This is a genomic window from Paenarthrobacter sp. NPDC089322 (assembly GCF_040684895.1).
In the GTDB taxonomy this organism is placed as follows: Bacteria; Actinomycetota; Actinomycetes; order Actinomycetales; family Micrococcaceae; genus Arthrobacter.
Genome location: NZ_JBFBGW010000012.1, coordinates 65,827 through 85,666, shown reverse-complemented (window position 1 = coordinate 85,666; position 19,840 = coordinate 65,827). Strand labels below are relative to the sequence as shown.

General features: G+C 64.0%; 16 protein-coding genes. 7 read left to right on the top strand and 9 right to left on the bottom strand.

Annotated features, from left to right (window positions below; genetic code table 11):
- Positions 1-57: 57 nt before the first annotated feature.
- On the bottom strand, positions 58-525 hold the full coding sequence (locus tag AB0N65_RS13255; protein WP_364162072.1) for a hypothetical protein: 468 nt from the start codon (positions 523-525) through the stop codon (positions 58-60).
- A 76-nt stretch (positions 526-601) separates the two neighbouring features.
- Here AB0N65_RS13255 and AB0N65_RS13250 point away from each other — a divergent pair, with 76 nt between their 5' ends.
- Positions 602-1,198, top strand: a complete 597-nt coding sequence (locus AB0N65_RS13250; protein WP_364162069.1) for a dihydrofolate reductase family protein — start codon at positions 602-604, stop codon at positions 1,196-1,198.
- A gap of 95 nt (positions 1,199-1,293) precedes the next feature.
- On the top strand, positions 1,294-1,725 hold the full coding sequence (locus AB0N65_RS13245) for a S24 family peptidase (protein ID WP_364162066.1): 432 nt from the start codon (positions 1,294-1,296) through the stop codon (positions 1,723-1,725).
- On the opposite strand, the gene AB0N65_RS13240 is transcribed toward AB0N65_RS13245, so the two are convergent.
- Entirely contained in the window at positions 1,722-2,732 is a 1,011-nt protein-coding gene (locus AB0N65_RS13240) for a LacI family DNA-binding transcriptional regulator (RefSeq protein ID WP_364162063.1), read from the bottom strand. The genes AB0N65_RS13245 and AB0N65_RS13240 overlap by 4 nt on opposite strands.
- Before the next feature lie 135 nt (positions 2,733-2,867).
- Between AB0N65_RS13240 and AB0N65_RS13235 the strand changes: the two genes are divergently transcribed.
- Both AB0N65_RS13235 and AB0N65_RS13230 read left to right on the top strand, forming a co-directional pair.
- Positions 2,868-4,331 (top strand): sugar porter family MFS transporter, encoded by a 1,464-nt coding sequence (locus AB0N65_RS13235; protein WP_364162060.1) that lies wholly within the window; start codon positions 2,868-2,870, stop codon positions 4,329-4,331.
- Between the two features lie 193 nt (positions 4,332-4,524).
- Positions 4,525-5,823, top strand: a complete 1,299-nt coding sequence (locus AB0N65_RS13230; protein ID WP_364162057.1) for a Y-family DNA polymerase — start codon at positions 4,525-4,527, stop codon at positions 5,821-5,823.
- 17 nt (positions 5,824-5,840) lie between these two features.
- Here AB0N65_RS13230 and AB0N65_RS13225 read toward each other — a convergent pair whose 3' ends face one another.
- From AB0N65_RS13225 to nirB, 3 genes are read right to left on the bottom strand one after another with little or no spacing between them, the layout of a single operon-like run.
- Entirely contained in the window at positions 5,841-6,998 is a 1,158-nt protein-coding gene (locus tag AB0N65_RS13225) for a uroporphyrinogen-III synthase (protein ID WP_364162054.1), read from the bottom strand.
- Between the two features lie 10 nt (positions 6,999-7,008).
- The gene (gene cobA, locus AB0N65_RS13220; protein ID WP_364162051.1) at positions 7,009-8,043 is read right to left on the bottom strand and encodes a uroporphyrinogen-III C-methyltransferase; all 1,035 of its coding nucleotides are present in this window, start codon (positions 8,041-8,043) and stop codon (positions 7,009-7,011) included.
- A 9-nt stretch (positions 8,044-8,052) separates the two neighbouring features.
- On the bottom strand, positions 8,053-10,680 hold the full coding sequence (gene nirB, locus AB0N65_RS13215; RefSeq protein ID WP_364162048.1) for a nitrite reductase large subunit NirB: 2,628 nt from the start codon (positions 10,678-10,680) through the stop codon (positions 8,053-8,055).
- 282 nt (positions 10,681-10,962) lie between these two features.
- Between nirB and nirD the strand changes: the two genes are divergently transcribed.
- Complete coding sequence (gene nirD / locus AB0N65_RS13210) at positions 10,963-11,322, top strand: nitrite reductase small subunit NirD (protein WP_364162045.1); 360 nt, start codon at positions 10,963-10,965, stop codon at positions 11,320-11,322.
- A gap of 9 nt (positions 11,323-11,331) precedes the next feature.
- Here nirD and AB0N65_RS13205 read toward each other — a convergent pair whose 3' ends face one another.
- The 3 genes from AB0N65_RS13205 to AB0N65_RS13195 form a co-directional block, all read right to left on the bottom strand.
- The gene (locus AB0N65_RS13205) at positions 11,332-13,080 is read right to left on the bottom strand and encodes a phospho-sugar mutase (RefSeq protein WP_364162042.1); all 1,749 of its coding nucleotides are present in this window, start codon (positions 13,078-13,080) and stop codon (positions 11,332-11,334) included.
- A gap of 55 nt (positions 13,081-13,135) precedes the next feature.
- Positions 13,136-14,788 carry a glycoside hydrolase family 32 protein gene (locus AB0N65_RS13200; protein ID WP_364162039.1) on the bottom strand — a complete coding sequence of 551 codons (1,653 nt, stop codon included), beginning with the start codon at positions 14,786-14,788 and terminating at the stop codon, positions 13,136-13,138.
- 87 nt (positions 14,789-14,875) lie between these two features.
- Positions 14,876-16,477 (bottom strand): glycoside hydrolase family 68 protein, encoded by a 1,602-nt coding sequence (locus AB0N65_RS13195; protein ID WP_364162036.1) that lies wholly within the window; start codon positions 16,475-16,477, stop codon positions 14,876-14,878.
- A 579-nt stretch (positions 16,478-17,056) separates the two neighbouring features.
- Between AB0N65_RS13195 and AB0N65_RS13190 the strand changes: the two genes are divergently transcribed.
- Together AB0N65_RS13190 and AB0N65_RS13185 are read left to right on the top strand one after the other, a co-directional pair.
- Positions 17,057-17,722, top strand: coding sequence for a hypothetical protein (locus AB0N65_RS13190; protein WP_364162034.1), 666 nt, complete (start codon positions 17,057-17,059; stop codon positions 17,720-17,722).
- On the top strand, positions 17,719-19,011 hold the full coding sequence (locus AB0N65_RS13185) for an Ig-like domain-containing protein (RefSeq protein WP_364162031.1): 1,293 nt from the start codon (positions 17,719-17,721) through the stop codon (positions 19,009-19,011). The genes AB0N65_RS13190 and AB0N65_RS13185 overlap by 4 nt, the downstream gene beginning before the upstream one ends.
- Here AB0N65_RS13185 and AB0N65_RS13180 read toward each other — a convergent pair.
- Positions 19,008-19,808 (bottom strand): purine-nucleoside phosphorylase, encoded by an 801-nt coding sequence (locus tag AB0N65_RS13180; RefSeq protein WP_364162028.1) that lies wholly within the window; start codon positions 19,806-19,808, stop codon positions 19,008-19,010. The genes AB0N65_RS13185 and AB0N65_RS13180 overlap by 4 nt on opposite strands.
- Positions 19,809-19,840 lie beyond the last annotated feature (32 nt).

Sequence of the window (19,840 nt, the reverse complement as noted above, 5' to 3'; positions counted from 1 at the left end):
GAGCTGACCTGGAGTCACCCGAGTGTGGCCGGGCGATGCCTCCGCGGATTATGGCCCTTATGTTCCCACCGGGCCGGGATTCTGTCCATGAGGTGGAGTAATCCGCGTGTAGACCATGTCGAAGTCGTGCTCCAACGGTCCGCCAGGGTAGGAGCCACGTTCCAGCCGGGCTGTGATGGTGTTGCCGTCCTCGCTGAAGCGGCCCACGAACCGCTGGGGCCAATCCGGGCCGTCCCTGAAGAGGGTCCACACGTTGTCCCTGAGCGTCATGTCGTAGATCCTGGCGACACCGCGTGAATCGAAGTAGTGCTGCTGGAATGCCCCGTCCGAGCCGGTGGCACCGATGATGCTGACCGCGTTGGGATACTCGGGCCGTTCCACGGTGGAGCGCTGGATGAGGAACCCGCCGCCCTCCAGCCACTCAAAAGTGGTCCGTCCTCCGGTCTGGGCGCTGGGGATGCTGGTTTCCCATTCGCCGACCAGGATGTTCAGTTGCTCCAATGCGGGTTCTTGTTCGCGTGCCATGCCGCTCCTTCCATCTGTTTAAGGTAAGTCGCGGAGCCCGACACGCATAGGGCCACAGCGGTGGCATGATGGGCGCATGAGCCGAGTCACCTGCGATCTCACTGTGTCCTTGGACGGCTTCGTCGCCGGTCCCAACCAGAGCCTGTCCGAGCCCTTGGGCGAGGGCGGAGAAGACCTGCACCGCTGGCAGTTCGAAGAGCGGGAAGAGAACGCGGCCGAGATTGCGGGGATCCTTGAGGCCGGGGCGTACATCATGGGCCGGAACATGTTCGCCGGTCCCGGACCGGGAGCGTGGGCTGAGGATTGGCGAGGCTGGTGGGGTGAAGAGCCGCCCTACCACGCTCCGGTTTTCGTGTTGACCCATCAGGTCCGCGAGCCGTTGGAGATGCAGGGCGGTACCACCTTTCATTTCGTCAATGACGGGATTGAGGCTGCCCTGTCCCGGGCAAGGGAAGCAGCGGGTGGCAAGGATGTGGCAATAGCAGGCGGTGCTTCGACTGCGAGGCAGTTCTTGTCGGCGGGATTGATCGATGAGCTACGGCTCCACACTGCGCCCATCGTCCTGGGCGGGGGCGAGCGCCTTTTGGACGGGGTACGCGATATCAGGCTGGAGCCAACCGCCGTGAGCAACAGCAGGTTCGCCTCCCACGTGCGCTACCGGATGCTGCGTTAGCCGCGGTGGTTGCACCCCGAATGGCTGCGGCTCTTAATTGTCCGGCGCCCGCTGTACACTAAAGTATCGAACATATATTCGAATAAAGGTGTGTTGTGGGCGTGATAGTCGGCCCCCGCGTGATAGATGCGGGCTTTTCCCTGGTTTCGGTGCTGCTGGCTCCGGTCGCGGTGGCAGCGGGGTATCCGTCGCCTGCCCAGGACTACTTCGATGGGCGGATTGACCTCAACGAGCACTTGATCAAGGACGTCACCAGCACCTTCGTTGTAAGGGTCACGGGACAATCGATGGAAGGGGCGGGTATCAGCGACGGTGACGAGTTGATCGTTAACCGGGCGTTGGAGCCCAAGGATGGGTCCGTCGTCGTGGCTGTCCTGGATGGTGAGTTGACCATCAAGAGGCTCCGCGTCACGTCCGACGGAGTGGTTCTTCAAGCGGACAATCCCAAGTATCCGGACATCAGGGTCCCGGCGTTGTCGGAGTTGACTATCTGGGGCGTCGCCACGACGTGCCTCCACCACATCTAACGTGCGGGTGGCGCCGTGGAGTTGCGAACCACCAGCTGCGGCGTCAGGCGCTTGTCCGCGACGGGAGCATCGGGATGATCGAGGCGCTCCAAGGCTACGACGCCTGCAACCCGGCCGAGCTCAACGGCGTGCAGGTCTACGGACGTGAGGTCGATGCCGTGCAGTCTTGCGATCCTTGAATCGTCGTAACCCACCAGGGAAAGGTCCGTGGGTACTGTCAACCCGCGGGCGTAAGCGGCCTCACGGACACCCAAGGCGAATTGGTCGTTGTGCGTGAAAATCGCCGTGGGGCGGTCCGGTGCATCCAGTAAGCTGGCAGCCGCGCGCGTCCCGGCTTCCTGGGTGTAGTCCTCCGCTGTGACCACCCGGGGCTCCAGGCCCGCCTCTTTCATGGCGCGTTCGTAGCTCTTTCGACGCACCGTGTGCCCCTCGTACTCCGGCCCCGCGAAGTGGGCGATGCGCTTGTGCCCCAGGGCGAGGAGGTGTTCGGTCGCCATCCGGGCGCCCGCGTCGTCGTCGGAATACACGCTGTCCACGCCATCCACCTGGCGGGTCACGCTCACCAGGGGCACCACTTGGGCCAACTCCCGCACGTCGGTGTCCGGGTCCAGTAGCGTCGCGGCGATGATGATGCCAACGCGCGCCTCAATCAGGGAGTCAATGGCGCCCTGGTCCACGCCGTCGACGGACCGGGAAACGCTGAGGATCAGCCGATTGCGGTCGTGGGGAAGCGCCATCCTGACGCCGCTGAGGATGTCGGCGTACACCTCGTTGCGGATGTCCATCAGGTAAAGGCCGACGGCGGAACGGTGCTTGCGTGCCAGATCGGCGGCTACTGCGTTGGGCCGGTAGCCCAGACGCTTGGCGGCGTCAAAGATGGCCTGCTTGGTTTCGCCGCTGACGCCGGGGGCGCCCCTGAATGCGAAGGATACGAGTGTTCGGGAGACGCCTACCTCGCGCGCGACATCGCTTTGCGTCGCGGGGCGTTGCTGCCGGTCGGGAGCCATAGCTCATCCTCCCACGCCTCGAAGGGGAAATGTTCGTCATTTGTTAGTTTGACCTTACATTTACGCCTTTCGCGCGTTAGTCTGTATTTAGAGCGGGTGAGTATGACCCGCACCACACCTGACAAAGGAGTCCTGATGTCTGCTACCCAGATGCAGCGGGATGGCGCCCCCAGCGCCGCGCTTCCTCCGCTGAGCAACGGCCCCCATCGCAAGCGGCTGGGCCTTGTTGCCCTCGTAGCCACGTTCGGCGGCCTGTTGTTCGGCTACGACACTGGTGTCATCAACGGTGCATTGCGACCAATGACGGTCGACCTCGCGCTGACGCCGCTGACCGAAGGGATCGTCACCAGCTCGCTGCTGTTCGGGGCCGCAGCCGGGGCGGTCGGCGGAGGCCGGTTGTCCGATAGCTGGGGCCGCAGGAAGACCATCATCCTCCTGGCCATGCTGTTCTTCGTCGGAACCCTCGCCTGCGTGTTTGCGCCGAGCTTCGAGGTGATGGTTATTGGCCGGGTCATCCTCGGCCTTGCTGTGGGCGGCGCGTCCACCGTGGTTCCCGTCTTTCTGGCTGAGCTGGCGCCCTATGAAATCCGGGGTTCCCTCGCGGGCCGCAATGAACTGATGATTGTCATCGGCCAGCTCGCCGCATTTGTCGTCAACGCAATCATTGGCAACATCTGGGGTGAGTTCGGGGGAGTCTGGCGGATCATGCTTGCCGTTGCCGCGCTGCCGGCCATCGCCCTTTTCTTCGGGATGCTGCGGATGCCCGAGTCGCCGCGTTGGTTGATTTCCAAGGGCCGCAACCAAGAGGCTTTGGCTGTCCTCAAGACGATCCGTTCCGAGGACCGCGCCGAGGCTGAAATGGCCGATGTGAAGCACCTGGCCGAAGAAGAGAAGGCCTCCAAGGCGACGTCGTGGGGTGCCCTGAAGGACAAGTGGATCCTCCGGATCGTCCTGGTGGGCATTGGCCTGGGCGTGGCCCAGCAGCTCACCGGCATCAACTCGATCATGTACTACGGCCAGTCCGTGTTGGTTGAGGCCGGGTTCGACTCGAGTGCCGCCCTCATCGCCAACATCGCACCGGGCGTCATTGCGGTCGTGGGTGGCATTATCGCGCTCTCGCTCATGCAGCGTGTGAACCGCCGGACCACACTGCTCCTTGGCTTCACGCTCACCACGGCATGCCACTTCCTGATCGGCATCGCTTCGATCGTCCTCCCGGTCGGCAATGCTGCCCGCCCGTTCGTCATCCTGTTCCTGGTGGTTGCCTTCGTGGGGTCGATGCAGACCTTCCTCAACATCGCCGTTTGGGTGATGCTGTCCGAGATTTTCCCGCTGCATGTTCGTGGATTCGCCATCGGACTTTCGGTGTTCTGCCTGTGGATTGCCAACGCCCTCCTTGGTCTTTTCTTCCCGACCCTCGTGGCGGGCGTGGGGATCACCGGCACGTTCTTCCTGTTCGGGGTGGTGGGCATCCTGGCACTCGTCTTCATCTACACCCAGGTTCCCGAAACGCGTGGTCGCACGCTGGAAGCCTTGGAAGAGGACGTCACCACCGGCGCGATCTACCTGGTGCACAAGAAGGAGTCCGCGAACTCCTAGTTTGCACCCAACTGAGTCGCAGTAGAGCGCGTTTAGACCCGTCAAAACGCGCTCTGCTGCGACCTACTTGGGTGGGGCGTTTTTTGTCGGGGCGTAGCAGTACAGTGGATGTATTCGAAGATCTGTTCGAATAGTCGGCGTGTCATCCAAGGGGATGCCGGCACGCCTGCTATGGCCCGAGCGAAGGATGCGCATGTCCAAACCAGTCCTCATGCACCGGATGCAGGAGATCGCCCACGTGGATATCAACTGCTTCTATGCCTCGGCCGAACGCGCCTTCAACCCGGCCCTGGAAGGCCAGCCAGTGATCGTATTGTCCAACAACGATGGCTGCGCAGTCACCAGATCACCGGAGGCCAAGAAACTGGGGATCAGTTTGGGAGATCCGTGGTTCAAGCTGGCGCCACGAGCCAAGGAGTGGGGACTCGTAGCACTGTCCAGCAACTACGAGCTTTACGGAGACATCAGCTCGCGGGTCATGGAGCTGCTGGGACGGTACTCCGCCTGGCAGGAGGTCTACTCCATCGACGAGGCCTTCCTCGGAGTGAGGGGCGAACCCGGCAGCCTCCTGGAACTTGGCCGCACCATCAAGGAAGCCTGCCGCAGGCATGTCGGAGTTCCAGTCTGTGTCGGCATTGCGCCTACCAAGACCCTCGCCAAGTTGGCCAATAAGTGGGCCAAGCACAATCCGGACTTCAACGGCGTGTGCCGGTGGGAATCCGTTCCCGAGGAACAGCGCGAAGCCCTCATGTCCCGCTTGTCCGTCATTGAAATCTGGGGAGTCGCCACGAGGCTCACCAAGCGCCTGAACGCGATGGGAATCTTCTCGATATTGGACTTGCTCCGCGCAGATCCTGTTGCGCTCCGGGACAAGTTCTCCATCGTCATGATGCGTACGGTCCTGGAACTGCAGGGCACGCCGTGCATCCCCATGGAAGAGGAAAGGATCGGGCGGGACCAGTTGATCTTCTCCCGCTCTTTTTCGACCCCCATCACGACGACGGCCGAATTACGGCAGGTGCTCAGCGTCTACGGCCAGATGGCAAGTGCCCGGCTCGCAAAGCACGATCTTCAAGCAAAGCTGTTGACGGCCTTCGCAGCAACATCCGTCTACAACCCCAGCGACAAATCCTTTCCCACGGTCAACGTCAGGCTTCCCATGCCCACCGCAGATCCGGTGCTGCTGACCAAAGCTGCGCATGCCCTGATCCCAAGGATCCAGGAAGGTGTCCGTTACGCGAAAGCCGGGATCATGGTCACGGACCTACGGCCCAGCGGCAACCAGAAACCACTGGAAACCTTCGAGAACCGCCATGAAGAACGCGGCATCGGCACACTGCTGGAAGACGTCAGCAAGCGCTATGGTCGTGGCTCCATCGGCCTGGGCCACGCGGGCATCAGGGGAGGCCCGGACTGGTCCATGAAACGCGACATGCTGAGTCCCCGCTACACCACCAACTGGGACGAGCTTCCGTTGGTAAAGGCGGCGTAGCGGGGAGGCAGGAACACCTATGCCCGGAGCCGGTATCCCCGCTTCACCACGGTTTCCACGAGCTTGCCATCCGGAAGCGAGGACCGCAGACGGCTCACGGTCATATCCAACGCGTGCACGGAACCACGGAGATCCAGGAGGTCCGAGAGCGCCTCGCGGGACAACACAGCACCGCCGGCTCCGAGGAGCGCCCGGAGCAGGAGCAGCGGCGCCGGAGCGAGTTCCACTACTTCGCCGTTGATCCGCAGGCACCGTCCGCGCAGCTCGATCGTGGCCGACTTCGTTTCCAGCCGGCGCACGTGGTTCAGGGACAAATGCTCCGTCACCAGGCGAATCAGCGCCCCCATGCGGTAACGGTCGGGAATGAGTGGCGCCAGCCCGGCGTCGACCAGTGGCTGGGCGGTGACCGGCCCCACGGCGGCAACAGTGACGGGGCCCTTCAGTGCCTCAATAAGTTGGCGGTAGAGGCCCATCTCGTGTGCTGTGCTCCACATCGCGTCCACGGCAGGGGCGCTGGTGAAGGTCAGGACGTCCAGGTTTCCGCTGCACACAGCTTCGATGAGTCGGGGCAGCTTGTCCTCGCCGTCGGGCTTCACCCAGCGGTACGGAGTCACCGTGAGCACATTGGCGCCGGACATCCGCAGCCGCTCCAGCTGGCGGACGTCGGTGTATCCGTGGAGCTGCACGGCTACGGTCTTGCCTCGGACGCCTTCGGCCAGGAGCATGTCCACCAGTGTCGCCGTGGTTTCGTCGCTGCTGATTCCGACGTCGGCAAGCCCGGCGGCGCGGACGGCACCACGGGCTTTGGGTCCACGGACGAACATGCGGCAAGCGGACAACGTTTCCAGGAGTTGCTCGCCGATGCCAAAGGAATCCGCGGCTTCGCACCAGCGGCGCATTCCGTAGGCGGTGGTGGCGATGCAGATGTCCGGCTTGGCCGCAATGATGGCGCGGGTGTCCTCAATGAGGACAACGTCTTCCTGCACCGGCGCGATCTTGAGGGCGGGCGCATGTAGCACGCTCGCACCGCGCCGCTCGAGGGCTTCGATGAGGTCCCGGGAACGGCGGTGCGAGGTGACGCCGATCCGGAAGCCGTCCAATGGTGCTTCGGCGGCCTCGGAAACGTCCGGGGAAACGGTGGCGTCCTTGGCTTCGAGAACACTTTCAACAGTCATGGGTCTACCTTCAGGCTTCAAGGAGCGAAGCCGCGAGCCGGCTCAGTTCAGCGGATGCTTCGGCATGATTACGGTTGGCTTCAGCCACCCTGACCACCTCGCCAATGACCAGCACGGCCGGGTTGCTGCAACCTGAAGCTGCAGTTTCAATCGTACCGAGATCCGCGATGGTGGTGCGTTGGCCCGGGCGGTAACCCCGCTCCACCACAGCCATCGGCATGTCGGAAACCATCCCGGCCCGGCGCAGGCCCGCGGCCAGCTGTGGCAGGGTTCCGATGCCCATGAGCACAACGATGGTGCCGCCCAGCCCTGCCAAGTGGGTGTGCTCCTTCTCGGTGAGCGGAGCATGACCGGAAACGACGGTGAACATGTGGCTAACTTCGCGGTGGGTCACCGGAATGCCCGCCGCCGCAGGGACGGAAATGGCACTCGTGACACCGGAAATAACGCGGACGGGAACGCCGGCAGCAACACAGGCCGCCACCTCTTCGCCACCGCGGCCGAAGACGTACGGGTCACCGCCCTTGAGCCGGACCACGTTCTTGCCCAAGAGGGCAGCTTCCACCATGAGCTTCTCGATATCACGCTGCGTCACCTTGTGGTGGCCCGGCTGCTTTCCCACGTCGACGAGCTCGGCAGACGTCAGGTCGGCGAGCTCCTGGTAGGGGGCAAGACGGTCGTAGAACACGACGTCGGCATCCCGCAAGGCGTCGACGGCCCCTACTGTGAGCAGATCCAGGGCACCAGGGCCGCCGCCCACCAAGGTCACCTGGCCTTCGTCGCCGGGAGCAGGCTCAAACGCTACGGGAACCCCGGCATCGCGGCACCGCTGAACCAGCGGCAGCCAGCCGGTCCCGCCGTCGTCCACAACTGCCACCAGGAAGGGACGCTCCGGCAGTGGCCCGTCACCCGGTGCCCCGGCAGGGGTGCTGAGGCGGTAGACGGTGGCGCCGGCCGCCTGGTAACGCCGCACTGCTTGGCGGGCCGTTTTCTCCGATCCCGTGACGAGTACGTCGCGGCCGGTGAGGTCAATGGTGAGCTGCATGGAGTCCTCCTAGTGTTCTGCGCCGGCAGTACTGCGGACCGGGATGGTGGAGGCGATGAGCACGCCGCCCTTTTCCTCGTTCGTCGCGGGGCGGATCTGGCCTCGCTCCGGAACGAAGGAGATGGACTCGTCCTTCTGGTTGGGGGCGTTGACGAAGGAACGGAAACGGCGGAGGCGCTCGGGGTCCTTCAGGGTTTCAGCCCATTCGTCCTCGTAGGTGTCGATGTGCTTGGCCATCGCGGCTTCGAGCTCTTCGGCGATGCCTAGAGAGTCATTCACCACCACGTCCTCAACGTGCTTCAGCCCGCCGTCGAGTTCTTCCTGCCAACGCGCGGTACGCTGCAGGCGGTCTGCCGTTCGGATGTAGTACATGAGGTAGCGGTCGATGTACTTCAGCAGGGTTTCGTCGTCCAGGTCCTTGGCAAGCAGCTGGGCGTGAGCCGGCGTGGCGCCGCCGTTGCCGCCCACGTACAGGTTCCAGCCGTCTGCCGTGGCGATCACGCCGACGTCCTTGCCGCGGGCCTCGGCACACTCACGGGCGCAACCCGAAACACCCATCTTCAGCTTGTGCGGGCTGCGCAGGCCGCGGTAGCGCAGCTCCAAGGCGATGGCCATCTGCACCGAGTCCTGGACGCCAAAGCGGCACCAGGTGGAACCAACGCAGGACTTCACAGTGCGCAGGCTCTTGCCGTAGGCCTGGCCGGATTCGAAACCGGCGTCCACCAGTTCCTTCCAGATTTCCGGGAGCTGTTCCAGCCGGGCACCGAACATATCGATGCGCTGGCCACCAGTGATCTTGGTGTAGAGGCCGTACTTCTCCGCAACAGCAGCGATGACGCCCAGGCCCTTCGGGGTGATTTCACCGCCGGCGATGCGCGGAACCACGGAGTACGTGCCGTCTTTCTGCATGTTGGCCAACGCACGGTCGTTGGTGTCCTGCAAGGTGCCTCGGCCGGCATCCAGGACATACGCGGAGTGCTGGCTGGCAAGGATGGAAGCAATGGTTGGCTTGCAGATATCGCAACCGGCACCAGTGCCGTACTTGGCCATGATGTCTTCGAAGGACGTGAGCTCCAGGACGCGGATCGCGTCGAAGAGCTCCTGGCGGGACAGGCTGATGTGTTCGCAAAGGGCCTTGGAGACCTCAACGCCGGCCTTCTTCAGTTCGCTTTCAAGGAGCTTCTTCAACATCGGGACGCAGGAACCGCACTGGGTGCCGGCACGGGTGCAGCCCTTGAGCTCGCCAAGTTCCTGCACTGGCGCGTTGCCTTCGCAGGCGCCGCAACCATTGATGGTGTCGCGGATAGTACCGGCGGCCACGTTGTTGCAGGAGCAAAGGATGGCGTCGTCGGGAAGTTCGGTTTCCGGTGCTTCGCCGCCGCCTGCCGCGCTCAGGAAGGCGCCGGGTTCAGCGGGGAGCTCGCGGCCCAGGAGCGGACGCAGGCTCATGTATGGGGAAGCATCTCCCACGAAGATGCCGCCCAGCAGGGTCTTGGCGTCATCCGTGGTGACAATCTTCTGGTACACACCGCGGGCCGGGTCGGCGTAGACGATTTCCAGGGAGTGCTCAGTCCTGGCAAACGCGTCACCAAAGCTGGCTACGTCCACACCGGACAGCTTGAGCTTGGTGGCCGTGTCAAAGCCGGGGAACGTTGCCTCGCCGCCGTGGAGACGGTCAGCCACGATCTCGGCCATGGTGTTGGCTGGCGCAACAAGGCCCAGGCACATGCCGCCAAAGTTGGCTACCTCGCCGATCGCCCAAATACCGTCCACCTCGGTGGCACAGAAATCGTTGATGACCACACCGCCGCGCTGGCCCAGGCTGAAGACCTGCTCTTCCCCCTCGGCGGCACGGAACAGTTCGTCGCGCGGTTTCACGCCGATTGCCACGATCACGAGGTCCGCAGGGATAGTGCGGCCGTCCGCCATGAGGACTCCGGTGACCTGGCCGTCGGCGTCCGTCACTACCTCGGAGGGGAAAACGCCGCCGTGCACTTCGAAACCCTTGGCTTCGATCAGGCGGCCAAGCGCCTGGCCGGCGCCCTCATCGAGCTGTGTGTTCATCAGCCATGGTGCGCCGTTGATGACAACCGGGGTTGCGCCAAGCTGCTCCGTACCGGCAGCGGACTCCAGGCCCAGGAGGCCACCACCGATGGTGACGGCGTTCACCTTGCGTCCCAGCTTCGCACCGAGGTCGGCGATCGCCTTGTTGATGGCCCACACGTCTTCGAGCGTGCGGTACACGTGGGTGTGCTCGGCTCCCGGGATCGGCAAACGCATGGCGTCCGAGCCCGAAGCGACCACCAGTTCGTCGTACTCGTACTTGTTGCCGGCGGCGGTGAGGACGCTCTTTGCGTCGGCGTCGATCTTGATGGCGCGCTCGCCGGTCTTCAGGGTCAGTGCCTCGTGGTCCCACATGGACGCCTCACCCAACGTAAGGTCCACATCCGTTTCCGTCAGGGCCTTGCTCAGTGCCACGCGGTCGTAGGGAAGGTGGGCTTCCTCGGTGAGCACCGTGACCTGCCAGCCTTCAAGACCGCGGTTGTACATGGCGTCAGCGAAACGGTGGGCTGCAGGGCCGCCTCCGACAACGACGATGCGGCGCGGGTTCTCTGTACTTGAAGTGTGTCCGGTCACTGGTGGGCCTTTCGCAGTTGTTGCAGACGGATCTCCGCAACTTGTGAATCCAGCCTAGGGAGGGGCAGTTTCGCTTCAGTTTCCCGTTTGTTTCGTGATCTTAACTTCTGCATCACGAACGCATTTCGCGATCTGTGAGGTCTCTTTTACGCGCCGGACACAAACGCAGACACCGCATGAAACACCCGCGCCCTAGCGTGGAGGAGTGGCCGCAAGCGTGGCCCGGTCCGGGGGAGTGACGGTGGAATTGCCAGCACCCGGACACAGTGAGAGGGGCTGAAAATGACCGTAATTCTTGACCGTGCCGAGGACCTGGCCACAGCAACCTGGCACAGCGTGTGCCCGCTGGACGAACTCGAACTGGCCTGGGGCGAAGCGGCACTTATCGAGGGCCGGCAGGTGGCGTTGTTCCGCACCGCGCCTGACCAGGTATTCGCCGTCGCGCAGCAGGACCCGGCAACGCTGGCCAACGTGATGGCCCGCGGCATCATCGGATCCCGCGGCAGCCGGCCGACCATCGCGTCACCGCTGCACAAGGAGGTCTACGACCTCGAAACCGGTGAGTGCTTCACGCACCCTGAGCTGAAGCTCGCAACGTATGCCACCCGGATCGTGGACGGCTACATCGAGGTTGAGCTCTAAAAGGAGCTCCTACAGGCCCAGCGCTTCGCGGACATCCCGCAGGACGTCGTCCAGGGATGTCCGCGCTGCAAGCCGCGCAGCGGGTAGCTCTGCTGCGGACTCCACTGCCTGGATGACCTCCAGGTAGCATTTCAATTTCGGCTCCGTGCCGCTTGGCCGGATGATCACGCGGCTCTGGTCCCGCGTAATGTACAGCAAACCGTCCGTGGGCGGCAGGCCTTCGCTTCCTTCCGAAAGATCCGTGAAGACCTCGACGGCGGACCCTCCGAACGCTTCCGGCGGGTTGACCCGCAAGCGGTTCATCATGGCATCCAGCAGCCCAAGGTCGGCCACGCGGATGCTCAATTGGTCGCTCGCGTGCAGTCCGTGCACCAAGTACAGGTCATCGAGCGTGTCGAAGATCGACTTTCCCTCGGCCTTGGCAGTTGCCGCCAACTCCGCAATGAGCACCGCCGCCGAGATGCCGTCCTTGTCCCGGACCAGGTCCGGTGCGACACAGTAGCCCAAAGCCTCCTCATACCCGTAGGTGAGGCCGGGGACGCGGGAAATCCATTTGAAGCCCGTGAGTGTTTCCTCGTGCGCGTAGCCCGCTGCTGCAGCGATCCGGGCGAGCAAGCGCGAGGAGACAATCGAGTTGGCAAAGACACCCGCCCGAGGCTCGTCACCGGAAACGGTCGCGAGCCGGGCAACCACGTGCGCGCCGAGCAGCGCACCCACTTCATCGCCACGCAACATCCGCCAGGTTCCCGTGGCGGGATCCACCGCCGCAACCGCGGCCCGATCGGCGTCGGGATCGTTGGCGAGGACGATGTCCGCATCAGCGTCTGCGGCAGCCGCCAGGGCGAGGTCCAACGCTCCGGGCTCTTCGGGATTGGGGAATGCGACCGTGGGGAAGTCCGGATCCGGTTCTGCCTGTTCCGCAACGAGGGTGACGTCCGCAAAGCCTGCCGAATTCAGCACGGACACAACCGTTTCTCCGCCCACCCCATGCATGGGCGTGAGGACGATTTTCAGGTTCCGGGCCGGGAAATGTTCCCGGTCCACCAGGCCGGCCATGGCAGTTTCGTATTCAGCGGCAATCGATGCGGGCAGGACGGTCCAGCCGTCGTCCGCCAGGGCGATCGAGTCCAAGGCACCTACGGCGTCGATCTTCGCCGCAATCTCCGCGTCGTATGGCGCCACAATCTGGGCGCCCCGCCCGCTCTCACTCACGGCATTCCGCCCGAGGTAGACCTTGTAGCCGTTGTCCTGCGGCGGGTTGTGGCTGGCCGTGACCATCACGCCGCCGTCGCAATCCAGGGCCTTGACAGCGTAGGCGAGTATCGGCGTCGGAAGCGCGCTTGGCATCAGCAACGCCTCGATGCCCGCTGCCGTGAAGATCGCCGCCGTCTCTTCGGCGAAGATGTCCGAATTGTAGCGGGCATCAAAGCCGACGACGGCGCGCGGCCGGGTTCCCGGCGACGCAGCGGCGACGGTTTCGTTGAGGAAAGCCGCCAAACCCGCCGCAGCACGCCGGACGACCACACGGTTCATCCTGTTCGGACCGGGGCCCAGTGCTGCACGAAGCCCGGCCGTACCGAACTGCAGCGTGCCGTTGAAGCTGTCACCGAGTTCCTGTACCGAACCGGGATCTCCGTCTTCGGCCAGCCCGATGAGTTCGCGGAGAGCGGCCGATGTGGCGGGGTCCGGGTCCTGGTCCGCCCACTCCCGGGCGTCCTTAATGAGCTGTTCGAATGCGGCATCGCTGCTTGATGTCATAGGGACAAAACTATCCTCAATGACTGCCTCCTCGGCAACGAGGCGTGGGGACGGGTTATAAAATCCGGGACGTGACCACGAAGTCCGTGTCACCGTCCGTGCTGAAGACCGAGGATCCCGTGGTGTCCCACTCAGGGAAGAAAGTGTCGGAGATGACGGCGGAGCCGTCCTGCGCGAAGACCTCCACGGATGAGGAATCCAGGAGGATGCGCAGGTGGACTTTCTGGTCAGAACCGCCGGAGTCGGGCAGCGAAACCTCGTGATAAGGGCTGAATTTTTCTGAGAAGTTGGTGGTTCCGGCCCGGGAACGGTCAACCTTCAGTGTGCGCGACTCCCTCGTGTAGGAGATCCGCAGTCCTGCCTGGCCGTCCGCTGACGAACGGAGGACAACCCCTGCCTCGCGTGCCGACGCAAGGTCCATCTCCACGTCGATCAATTGCGTGCGGCTCCGGAAATCGTTGCCCAGGTCCTCCAGCGATGAGCTGACGGTGAGGTTTTTGCTCTTGACCTCACCGGAACGTCCTAACGCGTCCACCGCAGCGGCCGCGATGGCTGAGCGCAATTCGAGCCTTTTCTCCCCGCGGACGAGCTTGAGTTCGCGTGGAATGGCCATGGAACCCCGCCACGGCGTGGTGGGGACGTGCTGGGCGTAGTCCCAGTTGCCCATCCAGCCAAGCAGCACGGGCTTTCCGCCGGGAGCGCCGGAGATGGAGTTGGCCGCGTAATAGTCAGCCCCGTGGTCAAGCCACTGACTTTCGTGGAGCGGCGCGTCAGGTGCGGCCGCGTCCTCGGCAACAAAACGCGTGCCATCGAATTCGCCCACGAAGTACTGCATGCCCGAGCCGCCGGCGATGCCGCCGGGGTTGATGCTCAGCAGCATGACCCACTTCTTCGCTGTGGACCCGTCCACATCCATCTGCACCAGCTCGGGCACTTCCCAAAGCCCGCCCTGGGCGCCGGCGCCGGAGAAATCGCTCAGGAAGTCCCAGCGCAGCAAGTCCGTGGATTTGAACATCTTGACCACCTGGGCGTCGGCGACAACGGTGGTCATCACCCAATAGCGGCCTGGTTCGTACCAAGTGACCTTGGGGTCGCGGAAGTTGTTGTTGGTGGGCGACAGGTTCAGCACGGGGTTGCCCTTGTACTTCTGCCATGTGGCACCCTTGTCCAGGCTGAAAGCCACCGACTGGGCCTGTGCGCCCTTCGGGAGGGCCCCGTTGTTGCCATAGGCGCTCGTGTACAGGGCAACCATGGGCGGGTTCTCAGCGGAGCCCAGGCCCGACGCGTTGTTCGTATCCATCACGATGCAGCCCGAGAAAATCTCTTCCTCCGCGCTGGCTTCCATGGCCACAGGCTGCTGTTCCCAGTGCACCAGGTCCGTGCTGGTGGAGTGGCCCCAGGACATGTTGCCCCAGGAGTTTCCGCGGGGGTTGTACTGGTAGAAGGCGTGGTATGTGCCGTCGTGGTAGACGAGGCCGTTGGGGTCGTTGAGCCAGTTCTTTTCGGCGGTGAGGTGGACTGCCGGCCGCCACGGGTCCGAAGCGGCAGGTTGCGGCGCGCGCGAGGCGGGGACCGGCGTCGGGCCTTCCGCGGTGCGTTGAGCAGTGCAGGCGGCGGCTGAGAACGAAACCACGACGGCGGCACTGGCCGCGAGCAGTTGGCGGCGGGACAGCTTGGGGCTGGTTGAGGCGGGGTTGGGGAAAGTCATGGGGGTAAATCCTGGGGGGGTTGGGGTGGCGGGGCCGGCCTTTCTGATGCCGGCCCCGCCGTGGCCATATGGCCGGGGTGGTCCGGCCTACTTGTAGAGGCCTTCGCCGCCAACGCGGACGTTGGTGGGGAGGTAGCCGAAGGGGCCAAGTCCGTTCTGGCCGAAGCTGCGGTCAACCTGCGTCACGCCCGCCTTGAAGTTCATCTTCACGGTGGGGGACAGGGAGCCGCCGCGGACGCCGTCGACGTTGTCGATGAAGGACTGCACGAGGCCGCCCGGCTGGACGTAGTGCGAGTACGCCTGGAACTGGCGGCCGTTCTGGCGCGGGTCCGGACCTTCCGGTGCGTTGGCCGGCATGTTGAGGTCCGTGGGCGAGCCCAAGGCCAGGCCGCTGTTGTTGACCGGCTGGTAGTCGGAACGGATGCCGTCGCCTACGAAGCCGTAGACGCCGTCCGGGCCGCGCATGCCATCCGCGTACGTGAACTGGTGGCTGATAGTGAACAGGTAGTACTTGTTCTTGCCGTCCTCGTTCTGGATGTAGATCTGCGGACGCTCAGTCTGGTCGTTCACGCAGTTGGCGGACAGGATCGGGGGCAGGAAGCTCCACTTGGTCAGGTCCTTGGTGTCCGCCACGGCCAGGCCCACGTTGGCGGTCTGGTACCAGGCGCCGGTGGTGTTGTTCACCTGGTCAAGGGTTTCTGCGTTGGGATCGCCGGGGCGGTAGCCCAGGTCTTCCTGCTTGCACTTGTAGGAACCGCGGGTGCCGCCGGTGTTGCCTTCGAAGACCATGAACGTCTTGCCGGGGTGGGCGGGGTCAACGAATGTGTACGGGTCGCGGAACGCGAAGCCCGGGTTCTGGGCCTTGTTCTGGTACCACTTTCCGTCCGGCTCCAGGAGCTTGGTGTGCTGGAAGCCGTCGAAGGTCACGCCGTCCTGGTTGGCGTGGATGTTGCCCAGCGCCTTGGCGATCACGGCGTCGGGCGCAATGCCTCCACCGCCGGCGTTGCGCTCGGCCACGTCATAGAACGTGGTGGCCGTGTAGAAGACGTTGATCTTGTTGCCCTGCATGAGGCGCGTGGAGCCGGACCATTCCGTGTTGCCGATGGAGGAGTTGGGCAGGAACAGATGTCCGCCGTAGTTCCACTTGTCCTTGGCAGGATCCGCGTTGGTCTTCCGGAAGAAGTAGCCGATGCGGGCGTTCCAGTGGCGCTGGTCGAAGCCGTAGCCTGCGTGGCGGTCGGCTACGAGGGCGAAGATGACGTCCCAGCCCTTGTAGCTGATCTGGTTGGCGTGCTCGTCGGTCAGGGACCAGGTGTCCCATACCCAGACGTCGTCGTTCATGGCCGGGAAGTCCTTGGGGATCTCCGGCATCGTGACGTCGGGGCTCATGGAGTTCTCGCCGGGAGCGACGTTGGGATCGCTCTGCGCCATGATCTGCTTGGCATCCGCGCGCGTCCACTTGGAGGTGAAGTTGGCGGCAGGGTCGTAGGCCTGCTGCGTGTGCTTGGTCGGCAGCGGGAAGCCGGGCGTGGGTGCCGGCATGGTGTTCGACGGCGGGTCGGCCGGCAGGTTGGCCTGCGCCGCCGGTGACACCAGCAGGATGCTGCCGGCCACGCCTGCTGCGGCAGCCAAGGCGGTTGCCTTGCGAAGCCGGCGGCGAGGCCGTTGAGGGGTTGAGTGCGTGTTCATGCTTGCTCTTCTCGCGGAGTGTTGGACTTCGTGGAGTGGGGCGCATGCCCTGGGTTCCCCTGAATGGGGCTCTCAACTCAGGCGTCCTTCGATCCGCTGGTGGCGTCTTCGAGGGACGCCATCGTTTCGAGGTAGCGCGGGGTCCTTCATGGGGACCCGCGGCAGTGGCTCCGGCACGTCGACTTACCGGGGCGATCTCCACGCTAAACACGTGTGAGGGAACAAATCAAAGCGTGTTTCGGAGCGAAGAAGGGCCTGGGAAGGGGGAGGCGTGCAAGCGCTTACATTGCCACTGCGCGCGCGTGCCATTTCCGTCGCTACGAAGTCAAATGTTTCTCGATAAAACAGACTTATTCTGAGAATTCACTGTGTGTTTACAAACGCGGAACATGACTTGACGGCCCGGTTCAGTTCCCGTATGCCCTCACCCAACTAGGTCGCATTTGTGCACGTTCTGAGCACCGAAAACGCGCACAACTGCGACCCAGTTGGGTCTGCTCAATTCCAATCGATGGACGTAAAATGTGGTAGCGAGTCCGGACCTGAAGTCATGGTCCCCGCCACCAGAGCTGGTGCAGTATGTGTGAGTTACCGAAGCGGCGTTGGCGCTCATCGATTACTCCACTGCGGCTTGTCATCACCGTGATTGCCCTGGCAACCATCGTGGCAGGCGGGCTTTTGCCGGAATTCCTGTCGGCCCTCCCTGTCGGTGCCGGGCTCCTGACCCTGGCCGTGGCTGTTCTCATGCCTGCCGTCAAGGAGATCGACTTCGGGCTTTCACCCAACATCAAGCTGTCTCCGGCGCTCAAGGATCGCCAGGCTGAACTTCGGAGCGTCTTCGAGCAGCAGAAAGGGTACTTGGAGTACTGCGCCCACTTGCTGTGCGACGACCCCGGGGTGACCAAGGAACTCCTGGAAGCGGCATGGTCGGAGGTGACCATAACGTGGAAGGGTCCGGTCACGCCGCAACTGCGTATCTACACGCTGTGCGTCTTCGTCCAGCTCCTGCGGCGGCATATGAAGTGGTTCCGGCCACCGAAGCCAACGCGGCAACGGATCGAGGAAAACCCTCTGGCGGCCTTGGCGCTCGAGGAGCGGATCGTCGTCGTCCTTCATGAGTTCGCAAGCCTCACCGTCGGTGAGATTGCAGGCCTGACGGCGCTGCCGGCCACGCACGTGGGCAAGGCGCTGGCACGCGCCGAGCGCATTACCGGCCACGCTTCCTTGGAAGGCGGGAAGGCATGAGGCCGGAGGTGCGGCAGCGTATCCACGCCGAGGCGGCATACCGCGTCGGCGCCTACCCGGCTGATATGGACCGTGCGCTGGGCGTAGGAATGGAGCATGTCCGCCGACGCCTGATCCGAACATGGGCGATAGTGATCGCCGGCGTGCTGGCTTTGACGGCAGCCTTGGTGGCAGTCCGGGTCTTCCTGGCCCAGGAGCCTGCAACGCTGCAAACCATCGCGGTAAGCGCCCCGGCGAGTTCCCTCCGCCCGGAAGCCACCGTTCGCTTGTCAGCTGAGGGGACGTACAGCGACGGTTCACGCAGGACATTGGGGGAGGGCGTGGCGTGGGCCTCGGAAAACCCGGAGGTGGCTGACGTTACCCCGAACGGGGAGGCGACCGCCGTCGCCACCGGCGTGGCAGCAGTGACGGCAACTTTCGACGGCGTCTCCGGACGGTTCGAGCTGACCGTCACGGCGCCGGGAACAGCCACGCTGACGTCCGTCCGCATCAATCCAGGCGAGGCCTCCGTGGATGTCGGCGGCAAGGTGGAGCTGACTGCCGAGGGAACGTACAGTGACGGATCACTCGGGAAGCTCGATGTGACGGCGTTCTGGGCTTCGGACAACCAAGCCGTGGCCCGGGTGGACGGCAATGGCCTGGTCACAGCCGTCGCTCCCGGCAGTGCCACCATTTCCGCCTCCGAAGGTGAGTTCCGGGGGACGTCGAAGGTCACTGTGACCACGCCACCACCGGCGCGGATCACGGGGTTGGCCATCGATCCCGCCGCAGCGACCATCCCCCAAGGACAGACCCGGCAATTTACTGCTGTGGCTTCCTACTCGGACGGGACCTCACAACCGGTCACTGACGTCACGTGGAGCGCCAATCCCGGCAACGCAGCAACCGTGAGCGCCTCCGGTTCGGTTACCGCACGCAGCCCCGGCCAGACCCTTATTGAGGCCATCCATGTCGACGGTGAGGGCAAGCAGTGGAAAGCCCAATCAAAGGTCGACGTCGTGCACGCGGTGGTTGCCGTCGTCGTGAGTCCCGCAGGGCCGCACGCGCTCGAGCCCGGTCAAACCCTTCAACTTGGCGCGAAGGTAACCTACACGGACGGGAAACCCGGAAACCCCGACATCAAGTGGGCGTCGAGCCGCCCGATCTTCGTCTCTGTCAGCCCCGCAGGACTTGTACGCGGAGGAACGCGTGGGCAGGCCACCATTACCGCCACCGTTGATGGGGTGTCGAGCAATCCGGTGACGGTTACGGTCGGACCCCTCGCCCCGACGCCGGGACCCGTCGGCTAAAGCTTCGCGATGATCTCCGCCAAGAGCTTGGAGATGCGCTTGCCGGCCGCCTGCCCTGCCTCAAGTACTTCAGCGTGGCTCAGAGGCACAGGACTAATGCCGGCCGCGAGGTTGGTGACCAAGGAAATCCCGAACACTTCCATCCCCGCATGGCGGCCGGCGATGGCTTCCAACGCCGTTGACATGCCCACGAGGTCCGCACCGATGCGCTTCGCGTACTGCACCTCGGCCGGGGTCTCGTAATGCGGGCCGCTGAATTGCGCGTAGACGCCTTCCTGGAGGGACGGGTCCACCTCGCGGGCCAGGCCGCGGACGCGTGACGAGTACAGATCGGTGAGGTCCACAAAAGTGGCACCCTCAAGCGGCGATGTGGCGGTCAGGTTGATGTGGTCGCTGATGAGCACGGGCGTTCCGGGTGCCCAGTCCTCGTTCAGGCCGCCGCAGCCGTTGGTGAGGACCAGCGTTTTGCACCCGGCGGCGGCTGCGGTGCGCACACCGTGGACCACGGACCTGACGCCCTTGCCCTCGTAGTAGTGCGTCCTGGCGCCAAGGACCAGCGCGCGCTTGCCTTCCTTGGTCAGGACGGAGCGGATGGTGCCCACGTGGCCTACTACTGCCGGTTTGTGAAACCCGGGAACCTCGGACGCACTCAAGGTTGCCGTGGTTTCGCCGATGAGGTCCGCGGCCTCGGCCCAGCCGGAACCGAGCACCAGGGCCACGTCATGGGATTCCACACCGGTCTCGGCAGCGATATAGTCCGCAGCGGCTTTTGCAGCTTCGAATGGGTCTGTGTTCATCAGCTCTGTGTTACTCACTGGTACAAGCTACC

What these genes read in the sequence shown, in the direction of transcription:
- AB0N65_RS13240 (WP_364162063.1), bottom strand. Translation starts at nt 2,732, where the DNA reads ATGGCTCCCGACCGGCAGCAACGCCCCGCGACGCAAAGCGATGTCGCG.
- AB0N65_RS13255 (WP_364162072.1), bottom strand. Translation starts at nt 525, where the DNA reads ATGGCACGCGAACAAGAACCCGCATTGGAGCAACTGAACATCCTGGTC.
- cobA (WP_364162051.1), bottom strand. Translation starts at nt 8,043, where the DNA reads ATGCAGCTCACCATTGACCTCACCGGCCGCGACGTACTCGTCACGGGA.
- AB0N65_RS13180 (WP_364162028.1), bottom strand. Translation starts at nt 19,808, where the DNA reads ATGAACACAGACCCATTCGAAGCTGCAAAAGCCGCTGCGGACTATATC.
- AB0N65_RS13225 (WP_364162054.1), bottom strand. Translation starts at nt 6,998, where the DNA reads ATGACTGTTGAAAGTGTTCTCGAAGCCAAGGACGCCACCGTTTCCCCG.
- AB0N65_RS13185 (WP_364162031.1), top strand. Translation starts at nt 17,719, where the DNA reads ATGAGGCCGGAGGTGCGGCAGCGTATCCACGCCGAGGCGGCATACCGC.
- AB0N65_RS13195 (WP_364162036.1), bottom strand. Translation starts at nt 16,477, where the DNA reads ATGAACACGCACTCAACCCCTCAACGGCCTCGCCGCCGGCTTCGCAAG.
- AB0N65_RS13200 (WP_364162039.1), bottom strand. Translation starts at nt 14,788, where the DNA reads ATGACTTTCCCCAACCCCGCCTCAACCAGCCCCAAGCTGTCCCGCCGC.
- AB0N65_RS13205 (WP_364162042.1), bottom strand. Translation starts at nt 13,080, where the DNA reads ATGACATCAAGCAGCGATGCCGCATTCGAACAGCTCATTAAGGACGCC.
- nirD (WP_364162045.1), top strand. Translation starts at nt 10,963, where the DNA reads ATGACCGTAATTCTTGACCGTGCCGAGGACCTGGCCACAGCAACCTGG.
- AB0N65_RS13235 (WP_364162060.1), top strand. Translation starts at nt 2,868, where the DNA reads ATGTCTGCTACCCAGATGCAGCGGGATGGCGCCCCCAGCGCCGCGCTT.
- AB0N65_RS13230 (WP_364162057.1), top strand. Translation starts at nt 4,525, where the DNA reads ATGTCCAAACCAGTCCTCATGCACCGGATGCAGGAGATCGCCCACGTG.
- AB0N65_RS13250 (WP_364162069.1), top strand. Translation starts at nt 602, where the DNA reads ATGAGCCGAGTCACCTGCGATCTCACTGTGTCCTTGGACGGCTTCGTC.
- AB0N65_RS13190 (WP_364162034.1), top strand. Translation starts at nt 17,057, where the DNA reads ATGTGTGAGTTACCGAAGCGGCGTTGGCGCTCATCGATTACTCCACTG.